Below are 18,215 nucleotides of genomic sequence, written 5' to 3'. Positions count from 1 at the left end.
CCACCGAAGTGCTTGGCCAGCACGTTGGTGATAGCTGCAGTCAGGGTGGTTTTACCGTGGTCAACGTGGCCGATGGTGCCGACGTTTACGTGCGGTTTATTACGCTCAAATTTTTCTTTAGACACGACGTAGTCCTTCTAGGTTAAACCCGCCTACCGTCGTAGGCGGGGAATCTTAAATTACTTGGATTTGCGCTCTTCGATCACGGCTTGTGCAACGTTGGTCGGTGCATCGTGATACTTGGCGAATTCCATGGCGTAGGAAGCACGACCTTGGGTAGCGGAACGCAGTGCAGTTGCATAACCGAACATTTCGGCCAGCGGCACCAGAGCACGTACGATCTTGCCGGACGGGCCATCTTCCATACCTTCGATCAGGCCACGACGACGGTTCAGGTCACCGATCACGTCGCCCATGTAATCTTCCGGAGTTTCAACTTCTACTTTCATGATCGGCTCGAGCAGAACCGGGTTGGCTTTCATGAAGCCAGCCTTAAAGGCCATGGAAGCAGCGATTTTGAACGCCAGTTCGGAAGAGTCGACATCGTGGTAAGAACCGAAGTGCAGACGCACACCCAGATCCATAACCGGGTAACCAGCCAGCGGACCAGATTTGAGCTGCTCACGGATACCTTTATCAACACCCGGGATGAATTCACCAGGAATGACACCACCTTTGATGTCGTTGACGAATTCGTAGGCTTTGCCTTCTTCCAGCGGGTACATGTCGATAACAACATGACCGTACTGACCGCGACCACCAGACTGCTTGGCATGCTTGCCTTCGATGTCTTTAACGGTGGTACGGATGGTTTCACGGTAGGCAACCTGCGGCTTACCTACGTTGGCTTCAACCTTGAACTCGCGACGCATACGGTCAACGATGATGTCCAGGTGCAGCTCACCCATACCAGCGATGATGGTTTGACCTGACTCTTCGTCAGTCCATACGCGGAAGGACGGATCTTCCTGAGCCAGACGGCCCAGTGCCAGACCCATCTTCTCCTGGTCAGCCTTGGTTTTCGGCTCAACCGCGATAGAAATTACCGGCTCCGGGAATTCCATACGCTCGAGGATGATCGGTGCGTTCGGGTCACACAGGGTGTCACCAGTGGTCACGTCTTTCAGACCGATGGCTGCAGCGATGTCACCAGCGCGTACTTCTTTGATCTCTTCACGCTTGTTGGCATGCATCTGAACGATACGGCCAAAGCGCTCGCGCTTGTCCTTGACGGAGTTCAGCACGGTGTCACCGGAGTTGATCACGCCAGAGTAGACACGGAAGAAGGTCAGGTTACCAACGAACGGGTCGGTAGCGATCTTGAACGCCAGAGCAGAGAACGGCTCGTCATCAGAAGCGTGACGCTCGTCTTTGGTCTCGCCGTCCATTTTCAGGCCGTCGATAGCAGCAACGTCGGTCGGAGCCGGCAGGTACTCGATCACGGCATCCAGCATTGCCTGTACGCCCTTGTTCTTGAACGCGGAGCCACAGGTTACCAGGATGATTTCGTTGTTCAGCACGCGCTGACGCAGAGCACCTTTGATCTCTTCCTCGGTCAGCTCTTCGCCGCCCAGGTATTTTTCCATCAGGTCTTCAGACGCTTCAGCAGCGGCTTCAACCAGATTCATGCGCATTTCTTGCGCCTGTTCCAGCAGCTCGGCCGGCACATCTTCGTAGTCGAAGGTGACGCCCTGGTCAGCTTCGTTCCAGTTGATGGCCTTCATCTTGACCAGGTCAACAACGCCCTTGAAGTTCTCTTCAGAGCCGATGTTCAGCTGAAGCGGAACCGGGTTGCCTTTCAGACGGGTCTTGATGTGCTCAACACAACGCAGGAAGTTGGCACCGGTACGGTCCATCTTGTTGACGAACGCGATACGGGGAACCTTGTACTTGTTAGCCTGACGCCATACGGTTTCAGACTGTGGCTGTACGCCACCTACGGCACAGTACACCATCACGGCACCGTCCAGAACACGCATTGAACGCTCTACTTCGATAGTAAAGTCAACGTGGCCCGGGGTATCGATGATGTTGATACGGTGCGGTTGGAACTGTTTACCCATACCGGACCAGAAAGCGGTGGTCGCGGCGGAGGTGATGGTGATACCACGCTCTTGTTCCTGTTCCATCCAGTCCATGGTGGCAGCGCCATCGTGAACTTCACCGATCTTGTGACTTACACCGGTGTAAAACAGTACGCGCTCGGTAGTAGTAGTCTTACCGGCGTCAATGTGAGCGGAGATACCGATGTTACGATAACGCTCAATGGGGGTTGTACGAGCCATTGTCATCCTCTTACTAAGGCGCTTGTCCCTAGATAATTAAAGGTGCGCAGAGTCAAAAGACCCTGCGCAAGCGGATTACCAGCGGAAGTGAGCGAAGGCTTTGTTCGCTTCAGCCATACGGTGAACGTCTTCACGTTTCTTGACAGACGAACCCTTATTGTCAGCGGCATCCAGCAGCTCGCCAGCCAGACGCTGAGCCATTGATTTTTCACCACGTTTACGAGCGGCATCAACCAACCAGCGCATTGCCAGGGCATTGCGACGTACCGGACGAACTTCTACCGGCACCTGATAGGTTGCACCACCGACGCGACGAGATTTAACCTCGACCGCCGGACGAATGTTATCCAGAGCTTCTTCGAATACGGCCAGGTGCTCTTTGCCAGATTTGGTGGCAATGATGTCCAGGGCGCCATAAACAATGGCTTCTGCAACAGATTTCTTACCGTCAACCATTACTACGTTGACAAATTTAGCCAGCAGCTCTGATCCGAACTTGGGATCTGGCAGGATTTTACGCTGACCAACAACACGACGTCTTGGCATTTCAAATTCTCCGTAACTTCAGGGATTACCCAAAACTAGAAAGCTATCTAACTAGAAACGAATTAACGTTTGGCCTTACTTAACGGAGAACCATTAAGCTTTAGGACGCTTCACGCCATACTTGGAGCGAGCCTGCTTACGGTCTTTAACACCGGCACAGTCCAACGCACCACGAACGGTGTGATAACGAACACCTGGCAAGTCTTTTACACGACCGCCACGGATCAGAACAACAGAGTGCTCTTGCAGGTTGTGACCTTCACCGCCGATGTAGGAGGTGACTTCGAAGCCGTTGGTCAGACGTACACGGCACACTTTACGCAGTGCAGAGTTAGGCTTCTTCGGGGTGGTGGTATATACACGAGTGCATACGCCACGCTTCTGAGGGCACGCTTCCAGCGCCGGCACGTTGCTTTTCACAACGAGCTTGATGCGTGGCTTGCGAACCAACTGGTTAATAGTTGCCATCAAAAGGCTCCTGATAATGACTTCATAAACGTGTGGAAAATCCTCCCCGCAGATACGGGGACGCGAAATTTTATGCCCTGTTGTCTGGGGAGTCAAGATTTATACAATTTGCGTCACAAAAGGGCAATTCAGATCCGTTTGATTTCACGATATCACCTTGAATTTTCTTGGAAATGTGCTTCTCAGCCACCCCAGGTGCGCGGGGAACCTTTTTGCGCAATCAGTGCCACCAGACCCGCCATATCGAGCACATTGCCCACCCGATGCTGCAAACCGCGAGCTTGCAGATCTTCCTGCATCACATAAAGCGGGATACCCGCCAGCCGCGCGCTCCACTGGGGAGCCGATGCCGCAATCACGGCATCCTGCATCAGTACCAGCTCATCCTCGGGCTGAAGGTATGAGAGCGCCTCTGCCAGAGCCTGACTCTGAAAGGGAGAGTTCAATATCAGATGCAACATGGAGACCTCAAAAGCTGATGTGAGTCGAACATTGTGCCCAGCGCCGAGCCAGTTCCTGGCGCGGCAGACTCTCGACGGGGATCAGCAGATCATCCACTGTCACGCCACGCTCTGCCAGCGAGTCAGCACAAACATAGACCTCTTCGATGTCGTAGAGTTCCAGCATCTTGAAGGTGGGCGCGTAGTGGCGCTGCAAAATGGCGGCAGGCTGCTGTTCCTTGAGCAGTTGCAACACACCGTCCCCAATCAGGAAGAGGGCCAGCTCATCGGTCATGGCCGAGGTGGCCAGCAAGGCATCCAGTCCTTCCCGGCCGGCGGCATGGCCATGGGGACCACGACTGCAGATAAAGGCGATTTTCTTGCTCATGACTCCCCCTAGAACTGAACCAGCCGATCGGCGGTGAGCGCCGCCTCGGCCAACTGGCCCAGACCGCTCAGGCAAAATGGCGCTTGCAGATTGAAGTGCTCCAGCCCTGCCCCCTTGGCTTCCTGTTCATCGAGCACACCGCGCCGCATGGCGGCGGCGACACAGACGTCGATACCGATCCCCTGCTCTTCCGCCAGCTCTCGCCACAGACGCACCAGGTCAGTCTCATCGGATGCAGGCAGATGCAAACCGTTGCCGTTGCAGACCCCGTCCTGATAGAAGAACAGGTGGGACAAGGTATGCCCCTGTGCCAACAAGGTGCGGGCAAAACGATAGGCGGTGCTGGCCGACTGGGTGCCATAGGCGGGCCCCGTGACCAGGATGGCAAAACTCAGACTCATAGCAGGACTCCTGTGCTGACCCGGTCCATTTTACGCCAAAAACAAAAAAGCCCCTGCCAGGAGGGGCTTGATTCGATCTGTTGATCAGAGATGGGCAATCGCCTCGACCTCGACCAGCACATCTTTCGGCAGACGGGCCACCTCTACGCAGGAGCGAGCTGGCGCCGCATCGCCAAAGTAACGGGCATAGACCTGATTGAAGGCAACGAAGTTGTTCATGTCGCTCAGGAAGCAGGTGGTTTTGACCACTTTGCTGGCATCGGCACCCGCAGCGTGCAACACGGCAATCAGATTCTTCATCACCCGCTCGGCCTGCTCTTCAATGCCGCCAGCCACGATTTCCATGGTGGCAGGATCGAGCGGGATCTGCCCGGAGGTGAAGATCATTTCGCCAACCTTGGTAGCCTGAACATACGGACCAATCGCGGCAGGCGCCTTGTCGGTTGCAATCACTTCTTTAGCCATTCATCTATCCCCTTCTGGAATGAGTTACTCGTTCTCGTCTTCACCCTGCTTGCGCTGTCGGATGTAAAGATAAACGGTATGTTTTGAAATATTGAGTTTGTCCGCCACCAGATTGATCGAATCCTTGATGTCGAAAATGCCCTTCTCGAACAGCTGGGTCACGATGAAGCGGTTCTTGGCATTGTTGGCCACGGTGGGATCGCGATTGATCTCGTCGATGGTGTTATCCACCGTCTGGGCAACCAGCTCTTCCACGCTGTTGGCGAAGGTCTCTGGTGACTGGCGCGCCGCCTGCTGGGGCGTCGGGAAAAATTCGGCCACGAACTCGTGGAAGGGCGCATTGATGTGCAGGTTGATGCAAATAAGTCCCACTACTTGCCGCTCGCTGTTGCGAATGGCGATGGTGCTCGACTTCATCAGCGCGCCAGTACGGCTGCGAGCGAAATAGCTCTGGGTGTAATCCTGGCCGGTGCTCTCGATGTCCTTGAGCATGCGCAGGGCGAGATCGGTGATGGGCGCCCCGAGGGTGCGTCCGGTATTGAAGCCGTTAGCGATCTTGATCACCGACTCGTGCAGATTTTCCAGGGAGTGGAGGACCACTTCACAATGCTTGCCGAACAGCTCGGCCAAGCCATCGATGAGCCCATCGTATGAGCGCAACAATTCCCTGTCTTCATCTGTAAAAGTGCGGCTGATCAGCTGTTCTTCGGGAAGCATGGCTTCCTCGATACCGACAGTCATGTTCTACCCCTGTAATAACCATTCAACTTTCCCGAGTTTTAAATTGCAGGGGAGTAAAGTCAACTTTTTTTGATTTTTTACTCTACAACTTTGCTCTGGATCATCCTGAAACCCGCGCTGCGTCTACCTTTGCCGAGGAATTGGCCAACAAAAAGGGCTCCTTGAAGGAGCCCTTTTCAATCACGGATGACGAGTTACTCTTCGTCGAAGCTACCGGCTGCGTTCAGCAGATCCGCCAGGTTCTGCTCTGCTTCATCAGCGGTCACCTGCGGGGTACCAACAGCACGAGCTGCGGCAGCACGCTGGTTGATCCGGCTATGGTGGTAGGCAAAGCCGGTACCAGCCGGGATCAGACGACCCACGATGACGTTCTCTTTCAGGCCACGCAGTTCGTCACGCTTGCCACCAACGGCGGCTTCGGTCAGAACGCGAGTGGTTTCCTGGAAGGAAGCCGCGGAGATGAAGGACTCGGTGCTCAGAGATGCCTTGGTAATACCCATCAGTACATGACGGTAGGTCGCAGGGGTCTTGCCCTCGGCAACCAGCTTACGGTTGGCAATCTTCACACGAGCAACTTCAACCTGTTCGCCTTCGATCAGATCGGTATCGCCAGCGCTCAGGATCTCGCACTTGCGCAGCATCTGACGAACGATGACTTCGATGTGCTTGTCGTTGATCTTAACGCCTTGCAGACGGTAAACGTCCTGCACTTCGTTGGCGATGTAGTTGGCGACCGGGCTGATACCGCGCAGACGCAGGATGTCGTGAGCAGACTCAGGACCGTCCGCCAGCACTTCACCCTTCTCAACTTTTTCACCTTCGAACACGTTCAGGTTACGCCACTTCGGAATCATCTCTTCGTAGACGTTGCCACCATCGGTCGGGGTGATGACCAGACGGCGTTTGCCCTTGGTCTCTTTCCCGAAGGAGATGGTACCGGAGATCTCGGCCAGAATTGCCGGTTCCTTCGGTTGACGTGCTTCGAACAGATCCGCAACGCGCGGCAGACCACCGGTGATGTCCTTGGTACCGCCGGACTCTTGCGGGATACGCGCTACCGCGTCACCCACGCCCACGTTGGCACCATCTTCCAGGTTCACGATCGCCTTGCCCGGCAGGAAGTACTGGGCGGCTACATCGGTACCCGGGATCATCACGTCTTTGCCGTTCAGGTCGACCAGTTTAACGGTCGGACGCATCTCTTTACCGGCGCTCGGACGCTCGTTGACGTCCAGAACAACGATAGAAGAGAGACCGGTCAGCTCGTCGGTCTGACGAGTGATGGTCACACCATCGATCATGTGTTCGAACTGCAGGCGACCTGCCACTTCGGTGATGATCGGGTGGGTGTGCGGATCCCAATTGGCAACGGTCTCGCCAGCACTCACGGCCTGGCCGTCCTTCACTTCCAGCACAGAACCGTAAGGCAGCTTGTGGCTCTCCTTGGTACGGCCCATGTCGTCCATGATGGTCAGTTCGGTAGAACGTGAGGTGATAACCAGTTTGTCATCGCTGTTGTGAACGAACTTGGCGTTCTGCAGCTTGATGGTACCTGTGTTCTTGACCTGGATGCTGCTTTCAGCAGCGGCACGAGATGCAGCACCACCGATGTGGAACGTACGCATCGTCAGCTGGGTACCCGGTTCACCGATGGACTGGGCGGCGATAACACCGACAGCCTCACCCTTGTTAACCAGGTGACCACGGGCCAGATCACGGCCGTAGCAGTGAGCACAGTTACCGAAGTCGGTTTCACAGGTGATGGCAGAACGTACCTTCACACGGTCAACGGAGTTGCGTTCCAGCAGGTCACACAGCTGCTCGTCGAGCAGGGTGTTGCGAGCAACCAGGATCTCGTCCTCGGTACCCGGCTTGATGACATCTTCTGCCACCACACGACCCAGCACGCGTTCACGCAGCGGCTCGACCACGTCGCCACCCTCGATCAGCGGAGTCATCCACAGACCGTCGGTAGTGCCGCAATCGTCCTCGGTGATCACCATGTCCTGCGCCACGTCTACCAGACGACGAGTCAGGTAACCGGAGTTCGCAGTCTTCAGTGCGGTATCCGCCAGACCCTTACGAGCACCGTGGGTAGAGATAAAGTACTGCAGTACGTTCAGGCCTTCGCGGAAGTTCGCGATGATCGGAGTCTCGATGATGGAGCCATCCGGCTTGGCCATCAGGCCACGCATACCGGCCAGCTGACGGATCTGGGCGGCGGAACCACGCGCACCAGAGTCAGCCATCATAAAGATGCTGTTGAACGAGGCCTGCTCTTCTTCTTCACCCAGCGAGTTGACGTTACGCTCTTTGGACAAGTTCTCCATCATGGCCTTGGAGACGCGCTCGTTGGCGCTGGCCCAGATATCGATAACCTTGTTGTAACGTTCGCCCGCAGTTACCAGACCGGACAGGAACTGGTCCTGGATCTCGGCAACTTCGGCTTCGGCAGACGCGATGATGTCTTTCTTGGCATCCGGGATGACCATGTCATCGATACCAACGGAAGCACCGGACAGCGCCGCGTAGTGGAAACCGGTATACATCAGCTGGTCAGCGAAGATAACGGTGTCCTTCAGCCCCTGCTTGCGATAGCAGGTGTTCAGCAGACGGGAGATGAGCTTTTTGCCCAGCGCCTTGTTGGATACGCATTTGATCCAGTTCTGCGGATTGGCTTCCAGATCGGCCTGCTCGGCAGCAGTCAGCACCTTCGGCTCGTCGATCAGGGCGTATTCCATACCTTTCGGCAGGATCAGGCTCAGGATCGCACGGCCAACGGTGGTGTTCTTCATCTCGGTCTTGGCAACCAGCTCACCGGCTTCGTTCTTCACGTACTCGGTGATGCGGCACTTGACGCGAGCATGCAGGTCGGCCAGACCAGCACGGTACACTTTCTCGGCCTCTTTCGGGCCGGACAGCACCATACCTTCACCCTTCGCATTGATGCGGGCGCGGGTCATGTAGTACAGACCCAAGACCACGTCCTGAGAAGGAACGATGATCGGCTCACCGGAGGCTGGCGACAGGATGTTGTTGGTAGACATCATCAGCGCACGCGCTTCCAGCTGGGCTTCCAGGGTCAGCGGTACGTGGACCGCCATCTGGTCACCATCGAAGTCCGCGTTATACGCAGCACAAACCAGCGGGTGCAGCTGGATTGCCTTGCCTTCGACCAGAGTCGGTTCGAATGCCTGGATACCCAGACGGTGCAGGGTCGGTGCACGGTTCAGCAGAACCGGGTGCTCGCGGATCACTTCGTCCAGGATATCCCAAACGACAGCTTCCTCGCGCTCCACCATCTTCTTGGCGGCCTTGATAGTGGTCGCCAGACCGCGGGTTTCCAGCTTGCCATAGATGAACGGCTTGAACAGTTCCAGCGCCATCTTCTTCGGCAGACCGCACTGATGCAGACGCAGAGTCGGGCCTACGGTGATAACGGAACGACCGGAGTAGTCGACACGCTTACCGAGCAGGTTCTGACGGAAACGACCCTGCTTACCCTTGATCATATCGGCCAGGGATTTCAGCGGGCGCTTGTTGGAACCGGTGATGGCACGACCGCGACGGCCGTTATCCAGCAGCGCATCGACGGACTCTTGCAGCATACGCTTTTCGTTGCGCACGATGATGTCCGGAGCAGCCAGATCCAGCAGACGCTTCAAGCGGTTGTTACGGTTGATCACGCGACGGTACAGATCGTTCAGATCGGAAGTCGCGAAACGGCCGCCGTCCAGCGGTACCAGCGGACGCAGGTCCGGCGGCAGCACAGGCAGCACTGTCATGATCATCCACTCCGGCTTGTTGCCGGACTGCAGGAAAGCTTCCATCAGCTTCAGACGCTTGGTGGTCTTCTTGCGTTTGGTCTCGGAGTTGGTCTGATCCAGCTCCTCACGCATCGCTTTGACTTCACCTTCCAGATCGATGGCGCGCAGCAATGCCAGGATTGCTTCGGCACCCATCTTGGCGTCAAATTCGTCGCCCCACTCTTCCAGCGCATCCAGGTACTGCTCTTCGGAGAGCATCTGGCTGCGTTCGAGGTTGGTCATGCCCGGCTCGATAACTACGAAAGATTCGAAGTAGAGCACGCGTTCGATGTCGCGCAGGGTCATGTCCAGAAGCAGACCGATACGGGACGGCAGGGACTTCAGGAACCAGATGTGGGCAGTCGGGCTGGCCAGCTCGATGTGGCCCATACGCTCACGACGGACCTTGGTCTGGGTCACTTCAACGCCGCACTTCTCACAGATCACACCACGGTGTTTCAGGCGCTTGTACTTGCCGCACAGACACTCGTAGTCCTTCACCGGTCCGAAGATACGGGCGCAGAACAGACCATCACGCTCCGGCTTGAAAGTCCGGTAGTTGATGGTCTCAGGCTTTTTGACCTCACCGAATGACCAGGAGCGGATCATGTCAGGAGAGGCCAGACCGATCTTGATGCTGTCAAACTCTTCGGTCTTGGTCTGAGCCTTCAAAAACTTGAGTAAGTCTTTCACGTGTTTCCCCTGTCAGGAGTCTAACCTCGGCGCCCCGGCTGCCAAAACAGCGGGGCGCCCACGTCAATTCTCGAACAATAAGAGCGAGCTCTTACTCTTCGTCCAGCTCGATGTTGATACCCAGAGAGCGGATTTCCTTCAGCAATACGTTGAAGGATTCGGGCATGCCCGGCTCCATACGGTGGTCGCCATCCACGATGTTCTTGTACATCTTGGTACGGCCATTCACATCGTCAGACTTGACGGTCAGCATCTCCTGCAGGGTATATGCCGCACCGTAAGCCTCCAGGGCCCACACTTCCATCTCACCGAAACGCTGACCACCGAACTGAGCCTTACCACCCAGCGGCTGCTGGGTAACCAGGCTGTAAGAACCGGTAGAACGCGCGTGCATCTTGTCGTCGACCAGGTGGTTCAGCTTGAGCATGTACATGTAACCAACGGTTACTTTACGCTCGAAGCGGTTACCGGTACGGCCGTCGAACAGATCAATCTGACCGGATTCCGGCAGATCGGCCAGCTTCAGCAGGGCTTTGATTTCGCGCTCTTTGGCACCATCAAACACTGGAGTAGCAACCGGCAGACCCTTACGCAGGTTACCCACCAGGGTACGTACGTCGTCGTCAGACAGTTCGGCGATGTTCACTTGCTGGGTGTCCTTCTCGCCCAGGTCATAGACCTGTTGCAGGAAGTTGCGCATCTCGTGCAGCTCGCGCTGCTCTTTGACCATGCGATCGATCTTCTCGCCGATACCCTTGGCCGCAAGGCCCAGGTGCACTTCGAGGATCTGACCGATGTTCATACGGGATGGTACGCCCAACGGGTTCAGTACGATGTCGACCGGACGGCCGAACTCGTCATGAGGCATATCCTCGACCGGACAGATCTTGGAGATAACACCCTTGTTACCGTGACGGCCCGCCATCTTGTCACCCGGCTGGATGCGACGCTTGACTGCCAGATAAACCTTGACGATTTTCAGTACGCCCGGAGCCAGATCATCACCCTGGATAATCTTGCGACGCTTGTTCTCGAATTTCTTGTCGAACTCGGCTTTCAGCTCAACGTGCTGTTCAGCGATCTGTTCCAGTTCGGTCTGCTTGCCTTCGTCTTCGATGGCCAGTTCAAACCACTTGGAGCGATCGAGCTTGTTCAGACGATCTTCGCTGTAACCGGCGGCCAGCAGCAGGTTGCGGGAGCGGCCGAAAATGCCGTCTTCCAAGATCTTGAACTCTTCGGTCAAGTCCTTCTTCGCTTCCTTCAGCTGCATCTCTTCGATTTCTTTGGCGCGCTTGTCTTTTTCCACGCCATCGCGGGTAAAGACTTGCACGTCAACCACGGTACCGTACACACCGTTCGGTACACGCAGGGAGGAGTCCTTCACATCGGACGCCTTCTCACCGAAGATGGCGCGCAGCAGCTTCTCTTCCGGCGTCAGCTGGGTTTCACCTTTCGGGGTTACCTTACCGACCAGAATGTCGCCGCCCTTCACTTCGGCACCCACGTAGACGATACCGGACTCGTCCAGCTTGGACAGAGCGGCTTCACCCACGTTCGGGATGTCAGCAGTGATCTCTTCCGGACCCAGCTTGGTGTCACGGGAGATACAGGCCAGTTCCTGGATATGGATGGTGGTCAGGCGATCTTCCTGAACAACACGCTCGTTCACCAGGATCGAGTCTTCGAAGTTGTAACCGTTCCACGGCATGAACGCGACGCGCATGTTCTGACCCAGCGCCAGTTCACCCAGATCGGTGGACGGGCCGTCAGCCAGTACGTCGCCAGCCATGACCGGCTCACCCAACATCACGCAAGGACGCTGGTTGATACAGGTGTTCTGGTTGGAACGGGTGTATTTGGTCAGGTTGTAGATGTCGATACCGGCTTCGCCTGGCATCAGCTCATCTTCATTGACCTTCAGGACGATACGGGAGGCATCGACATAGTCGATTACGCCGCCACGCTTGGCCACTACGGTTACACCGGAGTCAACGGCCACAGCGCGTTCCATACCGGTACCTACCAGCGGCTTGTCAGCACGCAGAGTCGGTACAGCCTGACGTTGCATGTTTGAACCCATCAATGCGCGGTTCGCGTCATCGTGTTCCAGGAACGGGATCAGAGCGGCTGCCACAGATACGATCTGCTGCGGGCTCACGTCCATATACTGGATCTGGTCGGCGTTCATAAAGGTGGATTCACCTTTGTGACGGCACGGGATCAATTCATCTTTTAGACGGCCATCTTCGGTGGTCGCGGCGTTAGCCTGTGCGATCACGTACTTGCCTTCTTCAATAGCAGACAGGTAGTCCACTTCGTCGGTGATCACACCGTCAATGACCTTGCGGTACGGGGTCTCGAGGAAACCGTACTCGTTGGTACGAGAGTACACGGACAGAGAGTTGATCAGACCGATGTTCGGACCTTCAGGAGTCTCGATAGGGCACAGACGACCGTAGTGGGTCGGGTGTACGTCTCGGACTTCAAAGCCGGCACGCTCACGAGTCAAACCGCCCGGGCCCAGCGCGGAAATTCGACGCTTGTGGGTCACTTCGGAGAGCGGGTTGTTCTGGTCCATAAACTGGGACAGCTGGCTGGAACCAAAGAACTCTTTGACTGCAGCGGAGATCGGCTTGGCGTTGATCAGATCCTGCGGCATCAGGGTGTCCAGGTCGCCCAGGGAGAGACGCTCCTTGACCGCACGCTCGACACGCACCAGACCGACGCGGAACTGGTTTTCAGCCATTTCACCGACAGAACGGATACGACGGTTACCCAAGTGGTCGATATCGTCCACTTCGTCGTTACCGTTACGGATGTCGATCAGGCGCTTCATCACATCGACGATGTCGTCTTTGGTCAGTACACCTGCGCCAGTCTCGTCTTCACGACCCAGACGGCGGTTGAACTTCATCCGACCTACGGTAGACAGGTCGTAACGCTCGGCGGAGAAGAACAGGTTTTCGAACAGCTGTTCTGCAGCTTCGCGAGTAGGCGGCTCGCCCGGACGCATCATGCGATAGATCTCGACCAGCGCTTCCAAACGGTTGGAGCTGGAGTCGACACGCAGGGTCTCGGACATGTAAGCACCGTGATCCAGTTCGTTGGTGAACAGAACCTCGAAATGCTTGAAGCCGGCTTGGGACAGGTTGGCGATCGCTTCCAGGCTCAGTGCCTGGTTGGCGGTCACGACCATCTCGCCAGTTTGCGGATGTGCGTAGTCCTTGGCAGCAACTTTGCCAACAACATACTCAACCGGTACCTCAATTTGGGTAACGGCGTCTTTTTCCAACTGACGGATGTGACGCGCAGTCACACGACGACCGGTCTCAACCACCACGGCGCCATTGGCCACGATGTCAAAGGTCGCAGTTTCACCACGCAGACGCTCCGGCACCAGATCCATCATCAACTTGCCATCTTTTACTTCAAAACCGATGGTCTCGAAGAAGGTGGCCAGGATTTGTTCGGAAGTGAAGTCCAGGGCGCGCAGAATAATGGATGCTGGCAGTTTGCGACGACGGTCGATACGGACAAACAGGTTGTCTTTCGCATCGAACTCGAAGTCCAGCCAGGAGCCACGGTAGGGGATAACGCGAGCGTTATACAGCACCTTACCGGATGAATGTGTTTTGCCTTTATCGTGGTCGAAGAAGACGCCCGGGCTGCGGTGCAGCTGGGAAACGATAACCCGCTCGGTACCATTGATAACAAAGGTGCCGTTCTCGGTCATGAGCGGAATTTCGCCCATGTATACTTCTTGTTCCTTGATGTCTTTGACGGTGCCGGCAGCTGCTTCACGGTCGTACAGAACCATACGAAGCTTGACACGCAGCGGCGCGGAGTAGGTCACTCCACGGATCTGGCATTCTTTTACGTCAAATACCGGCTCACCCAGGCGATAGCTGACATACTGAAGCTCAGCACTACCGGAGTAACTGGTGATCGGGAAAACGCTACGGAAAGCGGCCTCTAGGCCATATTCACCTTCCGGGTCAGCCTCGATGAACTGCTTGAAGGAGTCCAGCTGAATGGACAACAGATAAGGCGTGTCCAGTACCTGGTCTCGCTTACCGAAGTCCTTACGAATGCGTTTTTTTTCGGTATAAGAGTAAACCATAGGGTTCCTCAGCTCGCTGATAAGTGACCCACTCTGTCCCGCGGGACAGCTCTGTCTCAACACCGTTTTGTGTTGGCCCGGACGAAAGAAGACAGTCCGGATTGCTGGTGCACCGAGAGTCGTAAACGGTGTGAAATGCTCTCAGTCTACAGCGCAAAAAGGCTGGTGAACAAAAATTCACCAGCCCTAGCCTGTTTTATCAGGCTAATCTACATAAATGCAGATTATTTGATCTCAACAGAAGCACCGGCAGCTTCCAGCTCTTTCTTCAGAGCTTCAGCTTCGTCTTTGGAGACGGCTTCTTTCAGGTTAGCCGGAGCAGCTTCTACCAGATCTTTGGCTTCTTTCAGGCCCAGACCGGTAGCGCCACGAACGGCTTTGATGACGGCAACTTTGTTGGCACCGGCAGCAGTCAGAACTACGTCGAACTCGGTCTTCTCTTCTACTGCTTCAGCGGCCGGACCGGCAGCAACAGCAACAGCGGCAGAAACACCGAATTTCTCTTCCATAGCTTCGATCAGCTCAACAACTTCCATTACGGACATGGAAGCAACGGCTTCGATGATTTGGTCTTTAGTGATAGACATGACAAAAATTCCTGATGTTGAATAAACTCAAACAGCCTAAATAGGCGAGAATCAAGCAGCAGCTTGCTTCTGATCACGCACAGCAGCGATGGTACGAACCAGCTTGCCAGCAGAGGCTTCTTTCATAGTCGCCATCAACTTCGCAATTGCTTCGTCGTAAGTCGGCAGCGTGGCCAGACGATCAATTTGTGCTGCGGCGATAAACTCACCGTTAAAAGCGCCAGCCTTGATTTCGAACTTTTGGTTCGCTTTGGCAAACTCTTTGAACAGACGAGCAGCAGCGCCCGGGTGTTCGTTAGAGAAAGCAATCAAGGTAGGACCGGTAAATGCGTCGTTCAGGCACTCGTATTCGGTACCTTCTACCGCGCGACGCAGCAGGGTGTTACGCACAACGCGCATGTACACACCGGCTTCACGAGCGGTTTTACGCAGGACGGTCATCTTGTCTACAGTGACACCGCGAGAATCGGCAACAACTGCAGAAAGAGCGCCTTTGGCAGCTTCGTTGACTTCAGCAACAATTGCCTTTTTGTCTTCGAGTCCCAATGCCATTGGCTTAACTCCTGGATTGAATCCGGGTCAAATGACCCAGTACTGACACATCCCCCCTACCTTTACAACAGAGGGGAACGATGCGGTAGCAGGATTCCAGAAGAGAAAGAATCTTTCTCGCTGGGTTTCCGGCACCGTCTACGCAGGAAACATTAAGGCTTTACAGCCTCCTGCGGTCTTGGACGGAGGTCGAAACCCCCAACCAATCAAGGCGCAAAATTATAGATTAAATTTTGCGCCTTGTAAAACCCATCAATTAGGCCTGAGCTTCCAGAGAAGCTTGGTCTACGGCAACACCGGCACCCATGGTGGTGGAGATGCTGACTTTCTTGATGAATTGACCTTTGGCGGAAGAGGGCTTGCCTTTTTTCAGGGCAACCAGCAGAGCTTCCAAGTTTTCTTTCAGCTGAACTTCGTTGAAAGAAACCTTACCCAGAGTGGTATGGATGATACCATTCTTGTCGTTACGGTAACGAACCTGACCAGCCTTGGCGTTCTTGACAGCTTCGGCAACGTTAGGAGTTACAGTACCAACTTTCGGGTTCGGCATCAGGCCGCGCGGGCCCAGGATTTGACCCAGTTGACCAACAACGCGCATGGCATCCGGGGATGCGATAACTACGTCGAAGTTCATCTCGCCTTTCTTAACCAGATCGGCCAGGTCATCCATACCTACCAGGTCAGCACCGGCAGCTTTAGCTGCTTCGGCATTGGCACCTTGGGTAAATACGGCAACGCGTACATCACGACCGGTACCGTGCGGCAGTACAGTAGCACCACGTACGTTCTGGTCAGATTTACGAGCGTCGATACCCAGGTTGACAGCAACGTCAACGCTTTCAACGAACTTGGCGGTAGCCAGTTCTTTCAGCAGGGCAATGGCTTCGTTGATGGAGTACTCTTTGGTACCGTCAACTTTTTCGCGAATAACGCGCATACGCTTGGAAAGTTTAGCCATTGTCTTAATCCTCCACTACCAGACCCATGGAACGAGCGGAGCCTGCGATGCAACGTACTTTTGCATCCAGATCGGCACCGGTCATATCCGGTTCTTTGGTCTTGGCGATTTCTTGCAGCTGGGCTACGGTCACCTTACCAACCTTGTCTTTGTTCGGCTTGGCAGAACCAGACTTGATGCCAGCAGCTTTCTTCAGCAGGAAGGAAGCAGGCGGAGTCTTGGTTTCGAAGGTGAAGGAACGGTCGCTGTAAACGGTGATCACGACCGGGGTCGGTGAACCTTTTTCCAGCTTTTCTGTACGAGCGTTGAACGCCTTACAGAATTCCATGATGTTAACACCGTGTTGACCCAGTGCAGGACCAACGGGAGGAGACGGGTTGGCTGCACCAGCAGCAACCTGCAGCTTGATATAAGCTGTGACTTTCTTAGCCATTAGGAAATTACCTCAAAAATGGGTTCTAGCGCCTCGGAGACATGCTCCTGCAAACGGCTCCCCAACTAATAAAGGGGCAGCGAATTATAGAGATATTCGCTGCCCCTGACAACTGTTGAGTGAACAGAAATCAATCAGCCCTTTTCGACCTGACCGAAATCCAGCTCAACGGGAGTAGAACGACCGAAGATCAGTACAGAAACCTTCACGCGGCTCTTCTCGTAGTCCACCTCTTCAACGGTTCCATTGAAGTCGGCAAACGGACCATCGGCAACCCGCACCATTTCACCCGGTTCAAACAGGGTTTTCGGACGCGGCTTGTCGTGGGCATCCTGCAGACGGTTCAGGATGGCATCGGCCTCTTTGTCGGAGATCGGTGCCGGACGGTCGGAAGTACCGCCGATGAAGCCCATGACGCGCGGTACGTTACGCACCAGGTGCCATGTGGTTTCATCCATGATCATCTGAACCAGGACATAGCCCGGGAAAAACTTGCGCTCACTCTTGCGCTTCTGGCCTGCACGCATCTCGACCACTTCTTCGGTCGGGACCAGTACTTCACCGAACATGTCTTCCATGCCATGCATCTTGATATGCTCGCGCAGGGATTTGGCGACACGGCCTTCATAGCCGGAAAACGCCTGCACGACATACCATCTCATACGCTGTTCACGTTGTTCAGTCATGGCTTATCCTTACACACCGGTAATCAGGTTGACCAACCAGACCAAGGCGCCGTCCAGAACGAACAGCAGCAGCCCCATCACGGCGGTCACAGCCAGCACAATCAGGGTTGTCTGAATGGCTTCCTGACGGGTTGGCCATACGACCTTGCGGACTTCCAGGCGAGACTCACGGGCGAATGCCAGTGTTGCCTTCCCTTTGGTGGTTTGCAGGGCTACTGCACCGGCAGCAGCGATGACAATGACCACACCCAAGGCGCGGACGGCAGCAATAACATCGCTCAGTAGATAATTACCTACTACAGCGGCCACCAGGATAATGAAAACCAGGCCCCAAAGCAGGGTATCCTTGCTTCCGCCCTGGTTCTCAGAACTAACACTCATACAACCCACCTGTATCTGACGTAACCAAAGACACAAAAGCCCCGTACGAGACGAGGTATATGGCAGGGGCGGCAGGACTCGAACCCGCAACCATCGGTTTTGGAGACCGCTGTTCTACCAATTCGAACTACGCCCCTGCATAAGAAAGCCCCTATTATAGGGGCTTTGCTTTATTTATGTAAGCCAAAGATTAAGCGATAACTTTAGCTACAACACCAGCACCTACGGTACGGCCACCTTCACGGATAGCGAAACGCAGGCCGTC

At 55.2% G+C, this 18,215-nt stretch carries 18 protein-coding genes and 1 tRNA gene; all 19 read right to left on the bottom strand.

What is annotated here, in order from left to right; translation table 11 throughout:
- Positions 1-125, bottom strand: a 125-nt coding sequence (locus G5195_RS19745) for a GTP-binding protein (RefSeq protein ID WP_234887766.1), incomplete at its 3' end; no start/stop codon positions are given.
- Positions 126-179: 54 nt separating this feature from the next.
- A complete protein-coding gene (gene fusA / locus G5195_RS19740; protein WP_216979948.1) occupies positions 180-2,285 on the bottom strand; it encodes an elongation factor G in 2,106 nt (701 codons plus the stop codon).
- A 75-nt stretch (positions 2,286-2,360) separates the two neighbouring features.
- Positions 2,361-2,831 (bottom strand): 30S ribosomal protein S7, encoded by a 471-nt coding sequence (gene rpsG / locus G5195_RS19735; protein ID WP_005339911.1) that lies wholly within the window; start codon positions 2,829-2,831, stop codon positions 2,361-2,363.
- 93 nt (positions 2,832-2,924) lie between these two features.
- Positions 2,925-3,299: a 30S ribosomal protein S12 gene (gene rpsL, locus G5195_RS19730; RefSeq protein WP_005306278.1), complete on the bottom strand. Its 375-nt coding sequence runs from the start codon at positions 3,297-3,299 to the stop codon at positions 2,925-2,927.
- Between the two features lie 182 nt (positions 3,300-3,481).
- Positions 3,482-3,760, bottom strand: a complete 279-nt coding sequence (tusB, locus tag G5195_RS19725) for a sulfurtransferase complex subunit TusB (RefSeq protein ID WP_005339909.1) — start codon at positions 3,758-3,760, stop codon at positions 3,482-3,484.
- 7 nt (positions 3,761-3,767) lie between these two features.
- A complete protein-coding gene (tusC, locus tag G5195_RS19720; protein ID WP_005341830.1) occupies positions 3,768-4,127 on the bottom strand; it encodes a sulfurtransferase complex subunit TusC in 360 nt (119 codons plus the stop codon).
- A gap of 8 nt (positions 4,128-4,135) precedes the next feature.
- Positions 4,136-4,528, bottom strand: a complete 393-nt coding sequence (tusD, locus tag G5195_RS19715; protein ID WP_270906241.1) for a sulfurtransferase complex subunit TusD — start codon at positions 4,526-4,528, stop codon at positions 4,136-4,138.
- 84 nt (positions 4,529-4,612) lie between these two features.
- Positions 4,613-4,993: a RidA family protein gene (locus tag G5195_RS19710; protein WP_227341805.1), complete on the bottom strand. Its 381-nt coding sequence runs from the start codon at positions 4,991-4,993 to the stop codon at positions 4,613-4,615.
- A gap of 24 nt (positions 4,994-5,017) precedes the next feature.
- Entirely contained in the window at positions 5,018-5,734 is a 717-nt protein-coding gene (locus G5195_RS19705) for a helix-turn-helix transcriptional regulator (protein ID WP_005339902.1), read from the bottom strand.
- A gap of 194 nt (positions 5,735-5,928) precedes the next feature.
- On the bottom strand, positions 5,929-10,233 hold the full coding sequence (gene rpoC / locus G5195_RS19700; protein ID WP_100647045.1) for a DNA-directed RNA polymerase subunit beta': 4,305 nt from the start codon (positions 10,231-10,233) through the stop codon (positions 5,929-5,931).
- A 91-nt stretch (positions 10,234-10,324) separates the two neighbouring features.
- Positions 10,325-14,353 (bottom strand): DNA-directed RNA polymerase subunit beta, encoded by a 4,029-nt coding sequence (rpoB, locus tag G5195_RS19695; RefSeq protein ID WP_005339897.1) that lies wholly within the window; start codon positions 14,351-14,353, stop codon positions 10,325-10,327.
- Positions 14,354-14,577: 224 nt separating this feature from the next.
- Positions 14,578-14,940: a 50S ribosomal protein L7/L12 gene (gene rplL, locus G5195_RS19690; protein WP_005341840.1), complete on the bottom strand. Its 363-nt coding sequence runs from the start codon at positions 14,938-14,940 to the stop codon at positions 14,578-14,580.
- A 51-nt stretch (positions 14,941-14,991) separates the two neighbouring features.
- Positions 14,992-15,492, bottom strand: a complete 501-nt coding sequence (rplJ, locus tag G5195_RS19685) for a 50S ribosomal protein L10 (RefSeq protein ID WP_216952230.1) — start codon at positions 15,490-15,492, stop codon at positions 14,992-14,994.
- A 256-nt stretch (positions 15,493-15,748) separates the two neighbouring features.
- Positions 15,749-16,450: a 50S ribosomal protein L1 gene (gene rplA, locus G5195_RS19680; RefSeq protein WP_005339888.1), complete on the bottom strand. Its 702-nt coding sequence runs from the start codon at positions 16,448-16,450 to the stop codon at positions 15,749-15,751.
- 4 nt (positions 16,451-16,454) lie between these two features.
- The gene (gene rplK / locus G5195_RS19675; protein WP_026456244.1) at positions 16,455-16,883 is read right to left on the bottom strand and encodes a 50S ribosomal protein L11; all 429 of its coding nucleotides are present in this window, start codon (positions 16,881-16,883) and stop codon (positions 16,455-16,457) included.
- A gap of 134 nt (positions 16,884-17,017) precedes the next feature.
- Positions 17,018-17,545: a transcription termination/antitermination protein NusG gene (gene nusG / locus G5195_RS19670; protein WP_019840195.1), complete on the bottom strand. Its 528-nt coding sequence runs from the start codon at positions 17,543-17,545 to the stop codon at positions 17,018-17,020.
- A 33-nt stretch (positions 17,546-17,578) separates the two neighbouring features.
- Positions 17,579-17,950, bottom strand: coding sequence for a preprotein translocase subunit SecE (gene secE / locus G5195_RS19665; RefSeq protein ID WP_005341843.1), 372 nt, complete (start codon positions 17,948-17,950; stop codon positions 17,579-17,581).
- 60 nt (positions 17,951-18,010) lie between these two features.
- Positions 18,011-18,087 (bottom strand) — tRNA-Trp (locus G5195_RS19660).
- Between the two features lie 53 nt (positions 18,088-18,140).
- A partial coding sequence (locus G5195_RS19655) for a hypothetical protein (protein WP_197724836.1) occupies positions 18,141-18,215 on the bottom strand: 75 nt, incomplete at its 5' end.

Source organism: Aeromonas sp. 601039, from assembly GCF_049174415.1.
GTDB lineage: Bacteria > Pseudomonadota > Gammaproteobacteria > Enterobacterales > Aeromonadaceae > Aeromonas > Aeromonas veronii_A.
The sequence above is the reverse complement of the archived record's forward strand: the minus strand, read 5'-3'. Positions and strand labels throughout refer to the sequence as shown.